At 62.5% G+C, this 325-nt stretch carries 1 pseudogene; it reads right to left on the bottom strand.

The window, feature by feature from the left end:
- Positions 1-175: 175 nt before the first annotated feature.
- Positions 176-325 (bottom strand): annotated as a pseudogene (locus EN862_RS37260) (CopG family transcriptional regulator); the annotation flags it as partial.

Consider the following 325-nt stretch of genomic DNA (forward strand, 5'->3'; position numbering starts at 1 on the left):
ATCGCATCGTGCCGTTCAGTCGCTTTCTCGGGCAAGTGGCAGATTAAGCTGTGTTGGGACACCAACCGCTACGCTCCCGCCGGTTAGGTGCCACTGGCGGGCAAACGGCAGCCGGAAATGTCCGGCACCCGTGGAACTCGCCGTCAGGCCGATGAGCAACTGCGCGAACAAGAGCCTAACTTCCGGCTGGGGACGGCATTGCCTTGTCGTCAACTCGATCGATATCCTCCGATATCTCCTGCCGCAGTTTCGGTCCCTTGGCCAGACGCCTGCCCAGGGCCGTGACGAAAGCCTGATAGCGTTCGGCCGACTTGGCGCGAGCCGC

This window comes from Mesorhizobium sp. M2E.F.Ca.ET.219.01.1.1, from assembly GCF_004016445.2.
Lineage (GTDB): Bacteria > Pseudomonadota > Alphaproteobacteria > Rhizobiales > Rhizobiaceae > Mesorhizobium.